The organism is Bradyrhizobium sp. B039 (genome assembly GCF_038965675.1).
Taxonomy (GTDB): domain Bacteria; phylum Pseudomonadota; class Alphaproteobacteria; order Rhizobiales; family Xanthobacteraceae; genus Bradyrhizobium; species Bradyrhizobium diazoefficiens.
The window spans coordinates 7,829,535-7,839,220 of sequence record NZ_CP152416.1 but is presented as its reverse complement, the minus strand read 5'-3'; the positions used below and the strand labels follow the sequence as shown (position 1 = coordinate 7,839,220).

Annotated in this window: 7 protein-coding genes, 1 tRNA gene and 3 pseudogenes; 7 read left to right on the top strand and 4 right to left on the bottom strand. The window is 60.8% G+C overall.

What is annotated here, in order from left to right; genetic code table 11:
- Window position 1: 1 nt before the first annotated feature.
- Window positions 2-319, bottom strand: a complete 318-nt coding sequence (locus AAFG50_RS37045; RefSeq protein WP_035668232.1) for a helix-turn-helix transcriptional regulator — start codon at window positions 317-319, stop codon at window positions 2-4.
- Window positions 320-472: 153 nt separating this feature from the next.
- On the opposite strand from AAFG50_RS37045, the gene AAFG50_RS37040 reads away from it, so the two are divergent.
- From AAFG50_RS37040 to AAFG50_RS37025, 4 genes are read left to right on the top strand one after another with little or no spacing between them, the layout of a single operon-like run.
- Window positions 473-1,609, top strand: coding sequence for an adenylate/guanylate cyclase domain-containing protein (locus tag AAFG50_RS37040; protein ID WP_011084484.1), 1,137 nt, complete (start codon window positions 473-475; stop codon window positions 1,607-1,609).
- Window positions 1,596-3,077 carry an adenylate/guanylate cyclase domain-containing protein gene (locus AAFG50_RS37035; RefSeq protein WP_011084485.1) on the top strand — a complete coding sequence of 494 codons (1,482 nt, stop codon included), beginning with the start codon at window positions 1,596-1,598 and terminating at the stop codon, window positions 3,075-3,077. Before AAFG50_RS37040 ends, AAFG50_RS37035 begins: the two co-directional genes overlap by 14 nt.
- A 12-nt stretch (window positions 3,078-3,089) precedes the next feature.
- Window positions 3,090-3,851, top strand: a complete 762-nt coding sequence (locus AAFG50_RS37030; protein WP_011084486.1) for an E2 domain-containing protein — start codon at window positions 3,090-3,092, stop codon at window positions 3,849-3,851.
- A complete protein-coding gene (locus tag AAFG50_RS37025) occupies window positions 3,848-5,026 on the top strand; it encodes a DUF1488 domain-containing protein (RefSeq protein ID WP_018647899.1) in 1,179 nt (392 codons plus the stop codon). The genes AAFG50_RS37030 and AAFG50_RS37025 overlap by 4 nt, the downstream gene beginning before the upstream one ends.
- 283 nt (window positions 5,027-5,309) lie before the next feature.
- Here AAFG50_RS37025 and AAFG50_RS37020 read toward each other — a convergent pair.
- Window positions 5,310-5,385, bottom strand: a tRNA-Ile gene (locus tag AAFG50_RS37020).
- Between the two features lie 524 nt (window positions 5,386-5,909).
- Between AAFG50_RS37020 and AAFG50_RS37015 the strand changes: the two genes are divergently transcribed.
- Window positions 5,910-6,071, top strand: a complete 162-nt coding sequence (locus AAFG50_RS37015; protein ID WP_162131541.1) for a hypothetical protein — start codon at window positions 5,910-5,912, stop codon at window positions 6,069-6,071.
- Window positions 6,072-6,186: 115 nt separating this feature from the next.
- Here AAFG50_RS37015 and AAFG50_RS37010 read toward each other — a convergent pair.
- A pseudogene (locus AAFG50_RS37010) lies at window positions 6,187-6,946 on the bottom strand (IS6 family transposase).
- Between the two features lie 243 nt (window positions 6,947-7,189).
- Here AAFG50_RS37010 and AAFG50_RS37005 point away from each other — a divergent pair.
- Both AAFG50_RS37005 and AAFG50_RS37000 read left to right on the top strand, forming a co-directional pair.
- Window positions 7,190-9,052 (top strand): NEL-type E3 ubiquitin ligase domain-containing protein, encoded by a 1,863-nt coding sequence (locus AAFG50_RS37005; RefSeq protein WP_011084490.1) that lies wholly within the window; start codon window positions 7,190-7,192, stop codon window positions 9,050-9,052.
- A gap of 149 nt (window positions 9,053-9,201) precedes the next feature.
- Window positions 9,202-9,414 (top strand): annotated as a pseudogene (locus tag AAFG50_RS37000) (IS110 family transposase); the annotation flags it as partial.
- A gap of 2 nt (window positions 9,415-9,416) precedes the next feature.
- Here AAFG50_RS37000 and AAFG50_RS36995 read toward each other — a convergent pair.
- Window positions 9,417-9,684 (bottom strand): annotated as a pseudogene (locus tag AAFG50_RS36995) (IS3 family transposase); the annotation flags it as partial.
- Between the last annotated feature and the right edge of the window lie 2 nt (window positions 9,685-9,686).

Sequence of the window (9,686 nt, the reverse complement as noted above, 5' to 3'; positions counted from 1 at the left end):
GCTATTTATCCAATGCCTTTGCCAATCGGCGGAGCTGAGCGCGGGCCTCTGGCGACATGGCTTCGTATTCCCGAAAGAATGCCTTGTCCTCGGCCGTTTCCAAATTCTCGGTGGGATCCCCGCCAAGAAGATAGTCGACGGTGACGTTCAAAGCTTTCGCCAAGCCTGCAAGTTTCTCCCCGGAGGGGCGGGGGAGGTCGCGGTTCTCCAGTTCCCAAAGGTAAGATTTGCTCAGACCTGCCTGAGGCGCGAGCTGATCTAACGTCAGTTTTGCCTTCTTCCTCAATGTCTTAATGCGATCTCTGAGCGTCTCAGCCACGCGGTGCACCTTCGCTTTCGCATGTTCGGAGTAGCACCATATCCTGTCCTTGACTGGCAGCAAAGAGTTTTGTATGTTCGGAGTAGACGTACTTAATGTGGCGCGAAAGCAAATCAGATTTTTAGCCTTCCCGCCCAACCTGGAACCTGGACGATGGGCTTCGCCGCCAATGTCACGCGAGAGATCGACCGGTTTCTCCAGCAGTCCTGCCCGCAGCCGGATTTGATCCTGAGCGCGCTGGAGCGCACGGGCCTTTGCTCGGTCCGAGATTACGTGCCGGAGGAGCGTGTATGCGGACGCGGCGATCGGGTCGGCGGGTGCTGGCTGGTGCTCTCCGGGCGTGTCGAGGTCCGTTCTGACGAGCAGAACGTCGCTTTCAGGGATGCCGGAGAACTCATCGGCGAGCAGGGGCTCCTTCATTTCCTCTCCGGGAGGGCTGCCAGCCGCACCGCCGACATCAAGGCCGTCGGGCCCGTGCGGCTGCTGTGCATCGACGCGTCATTTCAGGAAAAGCTGCGGGACGACGAGAAGGTCGCGTGGATGCAGACGTTGGCGGTGGTCATCAACGACAAGCTCGAGCAGGCCACGCGTGCTCGCTCCGAGCTTCGCGGCTTGGCGACGGAACGAGAGCTGCTGCTTCGCCGGTTCGCCGACGGTGACGCGCTCGGTCTCGTCAAGATGGCCGCTGGCGGGGAGGCGCCGCCGGTGCAGAGCCGTCGGGCCATCGTCTATTTCAGCGATCTCGCCAACTTCAGCACCTGGGCCGCAGATAAGCAGCCGATCCAGGTGGCGCGACATCTGCGCGAGCTCGCCAAGATTCAGATCGATGCAATCCGCGATGCCGGTGGCCAGATCGACAAGTTGATGGGTGACGGATTGATGGGCTTCTGGTTCATCGACACGACCGATCGCGAGCGCGCCGAACCGTTGGCTGTGATGCGGTGCTCGACCCTCATCGCCGAGAAGTGCAGCAGCTACTTCGCCGAACATGAACTCGACCTTGCGATCCGCATCGGGCTGCACTGCGGAGACGTGGCGTTCGGCGATTTCGGCGCCGACAACAGGATCGCGGTTACGCTGTTGGGAGCCGCCGTGAACATCGCCGCGCGCTATGAGCAGGCCAAGTCCGCTGAGCTCGGTGGCATCCGCGTGAGCCCTGAATTGCGCGAGCTCATGATCGGATCAGGCGCGAAGCCCGACGGTTTCCGCAAGCCGGTACAGGTGGAAGTGAAGCACGGCGTCTCGCTCGACGTCTATTCGATCAAGGAGTCAGCAGATGTCATGGAATGAAGATCGCGCGAAATCCCGCATTCGCGAGCACGTCAAAACGGTGCCAGCAGTCGACCGCCATGTGGTCCTCGACAGCGCTATCGTGGAGAAGCGCGGGATGCTGAGCCGCATGCCGCTGAGCCAAGCGTTCCTTGTCGAAGGCGCGCATGTGTACGGCGAGCTTTTGGATTTCGAGACTCTGGTCGCCGATCGGGGCCAGGAAACCGAAGCGGCACACCGCCGGCTCCTGGCCTTCTTGCACATGCACTACCGCGTGTGGGATTCGCTTGTCGATGGGGACGATGGCGATCGGGTGGATTACCACGGCGCTCGACTGCACGCCGTCATCACGTCGCCGGCTGGCGACCCGGCCGCTCAGATAGAGCGTGCTGTAGCGCTCGCTCGGAAGCTCACCGAGGCGGCGCAACGGGTTGGTCAAGCCCATGGTTTCCCGTCGCGCATTCGTTTAGGCATCGACCATGGAAAGTGCCTGGCGATGACCACCGGCCGTGGGGCCCATGAGAAGGACACGCTGTTTCTCGGGCGTCCCGCAAATCATGCAGCTAAGCTCGTGGCGGCGGGAACCGAGCAGGGCATCTTTCTGACCGAGACGGCTCAGAAGCGGGTCGCGGCGGGAGCCGTGCGAAAGTCTGCTGGCGTGATGACGCTGGACGAGGCCTACGTTCAGGGGGCGGTGAGGAAGTACGGCTTCGACAGCCTCGACCGGACTGCGTCTGCGGTCGCTCTCGATTCCGCGGAGCCGATGTTTCGGTTCAAGCGTCCGGCGTTGCCGCTGTCCACAGTCAAGTTCAGCGAACTCGCGCCGGCGAATTCGGTCCGCATGGGCATGGCGTCGATCTTTGCGGACATCGATGGGTTCACCAATTTCGTCGACCAGGCAATCCACGGCGGATCCGACAAGATCCGTGAAGCTGTAAAGGTGGTGCACGTGATCAGGGAAGAGCTCAACGCCGTGCTCAAGGAGGACTTCGGCGGCAAGCGCGTGCGCTTCATCGGCGACTGCATTCACGGCTGCGTGGCGGAAGGCGAGCGCGCTGATGACCCGGCAAAGACAGTGCGGCGGGCCGCGTTGTGTGCCGCTGCGATGAGATCGTCCTTCGACCTCTGCTTGGGGATCGTCGGATCGGGAGCTGCAATCGATCTCGCGGTCGGCATCGAGTACGGGCAGACGCCAATGACGCGCCTAGGATCTCGAGGTGACGAGAGCGTGCGCTGCGCAGCGAGCAAGGCGACGATCGAGGCGGAGCGGACGCAGCAGGCCATTGAACACGGCGGAGTTCGCCTCGGCACGGTCGCGTCGAGCGTGGCGGATCAGGCAGTCCGCAAGCACTTCTCGTCCGGCCGGTTGATGTCGTTCGATTCGGCGTCCGATCTGCTTTGGACCGCGCAGGCGCCGGCCGTGCAGATCTTGCGGAATGAACCTGCAGCACGCCCGCATGCGGCACCGAAGAAGCCTTTTCGGGGCTGATTGGCGCAGAGCATGTCCCTGGTCGCGCTCGCTCGCTGCTGTCCGACGTGGGCGGATTTCCGCCCCGTCCATGCGTTTGAGGCGCAGGTGGACGTCGTCGCAACGCGTAGCAGTGGTGCGTTTACCAGGGTCTTCGAGCTAAGGGTCGTGCAGGTTGCAGACCAGATCGCGGTATTTGAGCGGCCAGTGGGCGGCACTTTGCCGGCCTGCTGCCCGGAGCGTCATATCAATCCCGACGGCTCCTTTTGCATCGGACTACGTGCGGGAGACGGCATAACGGGGGCCAGCGCCACTGCTTGGTGGGAAAAGCTGCACGTGTTCATTCTGTGCCAGGAGACCGCAGCAGAAGCCGGATTCTGGCCTGGCGAAGCGCAGCTATCTCACGGTGAAGCCGCCGAGATAGAACTCGCCGCCGAGCGTGCCGCCGACCAGCTCGGGCTACAGTCAGTCTACCGCGAAGCTGTCGCGTTCGGATCGGGACCAATCGCGTCCGGGCTCGCCAAGATCAACCAGAAGACCGGAATGCTGCGGAACGGACGAAGCGCATGTATCTGCGGTCGTACCGATCGGCACCGGCGACCTCTTCTTCGAAGAGAGTGCCATCGTTGTGGTCAGGGCTGTCCGGTCGTGCTCGAGCACTGGAGGCGCATCAAGGTCGCCGAATATTGGCGCGGGCTTCGCGGCCAAGCGTGCTGTGGTACCATGCGCGAATGTCCGTTGAAAAAGGCCGGACCGACTGATGGTACTGCGATCAGCCGAGGAACGGGAGCGTGACCAAGTTCGCCGAACTGACCACGACGGAAGCGGTGAGCACCGCAGAAGCTATTGAGACCCTTCGGCCGTTGCCTTGGGCGAGATTGCTCCTCAACCGGATCGAAGATGGCGGTGGTTTAACCACGGAAAATATGTCCGCGCTGTTCGAGGCGCGCTTCGGACAGGCGCTGCATGACTGCGGCATCACTCCGGTATACGAATATGCGGCGGGGGTCGGTGAGACTAGCGTTGATTTCGCCTGCGGAGTTTGGAACGTCGAACTTCTCTCGTTCGACGAGACAGACGCGGCGAAGGCCGCCTCCTGGGAGGAAGGATCGACCTTCGGCAAGTCGCTCTCTTCGCCTGCGCCGCCAACGGCTGACGAGGCTCAGCTCGACGAGGCGGAGCGGCAGCGCCGAAGTGATCTGCGGAAGCAAAGTCCCGAAGGAGAGACACTGAAGGGGATCGAGAGGATCGTCGGCAAAGCGCAGAATGACGGGCAGCCGTCCAAGTTCCCCGCGCCAGACGGCGCGAGGCGATCAATGCTGGTCGTTGATGCTCGGACTTTCGGACAGATTGATCGTTGGGATTGCCGGCAGATAGCCTATGGTGCGGACGCCGTGCCTGAATGGGCGAGGTATCGATGGATCGCCGATGACGGGCGAGAATTTCCAATTGCCGGCGCGTTTGATGCGCGCAACCGGATGCGGGGTGCGCGGCTCTTTCGAGAGCGAGTCCACTTCCTTGGTATCGTTTCCGAGGAAACCTACGAACGCGAAGAGCTGCAGTATTTCATTCGCTTCTATCACAACCCCGCGCTGTTCGCATCGAAGGAGGATGCGCTCGCAGCATTGCGAACTTTTCCGCTATTCCAGCCGGAAAAGACACGTGCTCGTCGTCCGGATCTGTTTGTCCACGAAGCCTTCGAGGCGCAGGGAGCGACGGTTCAGTTTGGCGTTGTGACCGACGGGAGGATTGTCATCTGCAGAGTCCACGGCGACACTCTTGAAGATATCGAAGAGCGCGGTCTTCGGCCTGGCTCCGAGGAGATGGTTCAAGCATTTGATCGACACAAGGACCTGCTTCGCCGGCTTGCGCTGGAGAAGGCTAAGCGAGATCTGGTCGAACGCGATGGCACCATTTTTCTGGTACCCAGGGATTTGAGCTTGCTTCCGGTCCGGGCGCCGCGCGCTTAAAATCGAGTCACTCCTAAAGCTTAAAGCTAGGGATCGAGTCACTCTTACCGGGGACTTGAGCTACGCGCACAGCGACCGCCAGGCGCATTTGACGCTGCGCAAAGTCAAAAAGACCCCCCTTGACTCCTTCGCGCTCGCGCCTGGTCGTCAGAAAAAATCAGTCGAAATAACCGTGCAGCATCAGCGGCCTATGAAATCGAGTCACTCTTAAAGGAGGCGATCGAGTCACTCTTATAGAGGAATCGAGTCGCTCTTTCGGTGTCCGCGCACAATTTGAACTCACTGGTGGGCCCGGCAGGACTCGAACCTGCAACCAGACCGTTATGAGCGGCCGGCTCTAACCATTGAGCTACAGGCCCCGCTGCGGGCGACCGCTCAAAGACGGCCGGCAACGGTGCGCGGCCCGTTTACAGGATAGCCGGCATTCCGGCAATGCCAATTGAAAGAGGCGATTGGGTCCCGCTTTGGCGCTCGCGTCGCTTTATCGGAGCAAAGCTGGAGGGGCCCTTAAGACGTACGGGCTGTCAAGCATGGAAGCGCTGAGCTGACCGAGACAGCCCAGCCTTGCGAAACGGAGTTGACACGGCTCAAAGAGATGCAGGCCAAAACTCGCGAGAGCGATCTTCAAATCTAAGGTCGTAAGGTTGTAAGAAAACGGCGCATTGAAAACTACCATACGCGCGTGAATGTAACCGACCATCTCTCGGACCACGGCTCCGTTCTTCTGTTCGACAAACGCCTGGTCGTTCTTGCGGTAAGGCCGGCATTCTAGGCCGGTCATTCCGACAAGATCGATCTCCTCCACGAGGCGTTCGGCCACGGAAGGTCCGATTGTCAGACGTAGACCATCGTCGGTTCGGGCAACGCGGAGTCTGAGGCCTTCGTGCCTATCCATGACATGGGCAAGGCCATGCTCGAGCACTCGGATATTCAGGATTCCGCCGGGCAAGAAGAACAGATCGCCGATGCACGTGGAGGCGAGCAGGCCAAGGGCTACATGGTGGCCTGGGTCATCGATCGCGCCGATGCAGGCGCCACCAGATGACATTGGTGATTCAAACTCATCGGTTCGACGCTGATCGTAAGCGCAGCTCTGCGGCGCTTTAATTGGCGCTTGACGTCTGTTTGATCACGGTGTGTCCTGGCACGGCATCGTCAACTTAATCGACCGCCGAGCCGAAGGAGGCGATTCTCAGAGGTCGAGAGTCGGCGATAGCGCTTGTCATGGAGATCTCGCGCCAAGTCGCAAAGGCTCGCTCGCGCGAAGCACGACGGAAGTCGGCGGTGGCGGCTCCGGGATAGGGGATGTGGAAAAGGTTCGCGACCTGATCGTGAACGGACAGAAACCGTTGAGCCTGACGGGACGATTTGAAGCGCGTCATGATCCGCTCGCGTCGCCGCGTCGGCTGATGAGAATTCTCGGCCCGATTGTTGAGAGCTTTGTGCTGGCGATGTTCGACGTGTAAGCCCATCTTCGCCCTCGCAGCGCCGTACGAACGCAGCTTATCCGTGATCATAACGCGCGGCGGCGTGCCGGCGGATTTCAAGAGCTTCTTCATGAGCCGCTGCGCAGCGCGCGTCTCTTCGACGCTGGATCAAGACGTCGAGAACGAAACCATTCTGGTCGACAGCGCGCCAGAGCCAATGTTGTTCGCCCGCGATCGAGATAACGACCTCGTCCAGATGCCATTTGTCACCGCGGGCGGGAGCGCGCTGGCGGATCCGATCGGAGAACGGCTTGCCGAATTTCCGTCCCCACTGGGGCACGGTTTCATAGGTCACGCCAATGCCACGCGCCGCCAGCATTTCCTCGACCATGCGCAAGCTTAAGGGAAACCGGAAATACAACCAAACGGCATAGCTGATCACTTCCGGTGGGAAGCGATGGCGGCGATAAAGAGGGTCCTTGGCAGTCCGCATGCCGCTCGTCTACCCCCTCCGCCGCTCCAATTCGTTAACTTGACGGTACCCTCTGACCTCATCTGGCTCAAGCCGAGAGGCTGCACCGAATCGAAGCCGAACTCCTTCACAAATTGCGCAGATCGCTTCCTCAACATGGTTCAACGCTCGTCAGCTCGACGTAAGCTAAATGTCTTAGAGGCTGCAACGTTCGATGTGGGCCGAGAGGTCGCATAATTTGCTCAGTCCGACAAGGAGCAGGAAATGGATCCCTTTGATGCAGGGCAGGCTCAGCGCGGTAATGGCAGCACCGAATCTTCCGGCCGCGAGGACCGGGAAGGTGAGGAGGCGCAGTGGGTTGGAGTCTTGACCCACGCGGTGCTCGCCGCTGACGATCCGGCAAATCTCGGGGATTCTGCTCCTGCGGAGGGGGGGCACGACCAGATGCTGGAGGAGTGGGCTGCCGAAGAGGGGCAGAACCCGCTCGAGGATCGACAAGAGGCTGTAAGGCGAGTGAATGCTTGGAATCAGGGCGAGCTGAATCTTGCAATGCTGCGCCTCACCAGCCTGCCTCCACTTCCAGCCGGGCTCCACTCGCTCGACGCGTCCTTCAACCGGCTGACCAGTCTGCCCGAGACTCTCCCTGACGCGCTCAATTCGCTCAATGTTAATGGGAATCAGTTGGTCAGCTTGCCCGCGCTTCCGGCCGGGCTCGCCTTGCTGGACGTGTGGAGCAATCGGCTCACCAGCCTGCCTGAGACCCTCCCGGCCGCGCTCGAGGGCCTCAACGTCGGCAACAACCAATTGACGAGCCTGCCCGAGGCCCTCCCGGCCAGGCTCGAAAGCCTTGACGTTAGTGTAAACCAATTGACGAGCCTGCCCGAGACTCTCCCGGCCAGTCTCGGAAGCCTTGACGTTGGTGTAAACCAATTGACGAGCCTGCCCGAGACTCTCCCGACCAGTCTCGGAAGACTTTACCTTAACGATAACCAGCTAACCAGCCTACCCACGGGCTTGCTAACGCAGTTGGGGGCTGCTGCGGAGGTGGTTGTGTCTGGCAATCCGCTGCCCCAGGAGATGCTGATGAACCTGGACACAATCCAAAGTACCGATGGGTATGCCGGCCCGAGGGTCGTCTTTGATTTGTCTGAGACGCACGAAGATCAGTGGGAGGACGCCGCCGTTGCGCCGTTTCCTCTCGAGACAGTAGCTGCGGAGTCTCTTCCCGAGGCAGTAGCGGACTGGCTCAACGGGGATCCGAAGGAGGGCGATCCCGAGGTGGTGGCCAAGTGGCAGAGCTTTGCAGAAGAACCCGGTGCCCAGCAATACGCAGACTTCCTCAACGGGCTGCGGAATACCGTGAACTCTGGGAACGAAGGATTCCAGCAGGGGGTGGCCAATGATCTGCGGCAGGCAGCGGCCAACCCGCAATTGCGCGCGCAGTACTTCCAGCTTGCTCTTGACGCCAACGAGAGCTGCGCGGATCGCAGAACTTTGACCTGGAACGGCATGCAAACCGCGCGCCTGATCGCCAACGTCGAGAACGGGCTCTATGACAATAACGAGGGGGTAGCGGCCCTCGTTGATCTAGGCCGTGTCATGTTCCGCTTGGAGGCACTGGGGGGGATCGCGCGCGAGAAGGTCCAATCGCTCCGCACAGGCGGCACCATCAACAACGTCGACGAAATCGAGGTCTACCTTGCCTATCAGGCCACGCTGCGCGAGCGGCTGGGGCTGCAGCACATCGCCCCGGACATGAACTACTTCTACGACTCTCACCTCACCGAGGAAGACATTGACAGGGCTGAGACGTCTGTGCGGAGCAAGGAGGCGACGGGGTTCGCCGACTATTTGGCGACGGACTGGAAACCTTGGGACGATGTGGTGCTCCGCATTGAACCGGAACACCATGCCACGATGGAGGAAAAGCTCGCCGATGCCTTGGAGGAGGAGTTCCCGGGCCGACTGAAGCAAAAGCTCGTTGAAGCGGGACTGATCGGCGCTGAGGCCGATGTCGTTGCGGATGCCGAGCGGGAGTTCGGACCCCAGGTCAGCAAGGACATCGCTCGCGAGATCAAGGGTGCTCTGAGGGACACGGTGCTCAACAAACGCGGCCTCAGTCTGTGAAGCGGCGTCTGCTGCTTGACCACGCGGTCCTTCATCCAGATCGAAGGATCAAGCAACTGCCTGAGCGAGGTATTGGTTCAACCGCAGCGGCGGAAACTGAACTGCGACGGCTGATCAGCCATTATGCTGTGAAGCGGCAGTAGTGCTTTGGCAAGACCAAGGCCGTGACCGCCACGGCCCGGAAGATCGCAGTTCTGTTCTACAATGCTGTGCGATACGGAATGGACTATGTCGATCCCGGGGCCTCGTCCTACGAGACGCGCTACCGGACGCGAGTGGTCAACAATTTGCAGCGGCGTGCCAAGGCATTCGGCTTTGTTCACCTGCCCTTGGAGCCGAAAGTAGATGCTGCCGTTTCTTAGGAATCGTTCTCAAGCGTCAGCTCCCCGATCTTGGCGTGCAGCGTTTTCACGTCCCCCGCGGGCTCGCTCGTTCTGTTGCCACCGCGAGGACCAAAGACCTCGGCCGCCGCTTCCTGAAGCTGGGACTTCCACTGCGTGATCCGGTTCGGATGCATGTCGAAATGCTCAGCCAGCTCGGCCAGCGTCATCTCGCCCTTGATCCTTGATCGCCGCTAACGCCACCTTGGCCTTGAATGCGAGTGCGTGCTGCCGGCGGGCTCGTCTGCTCATCG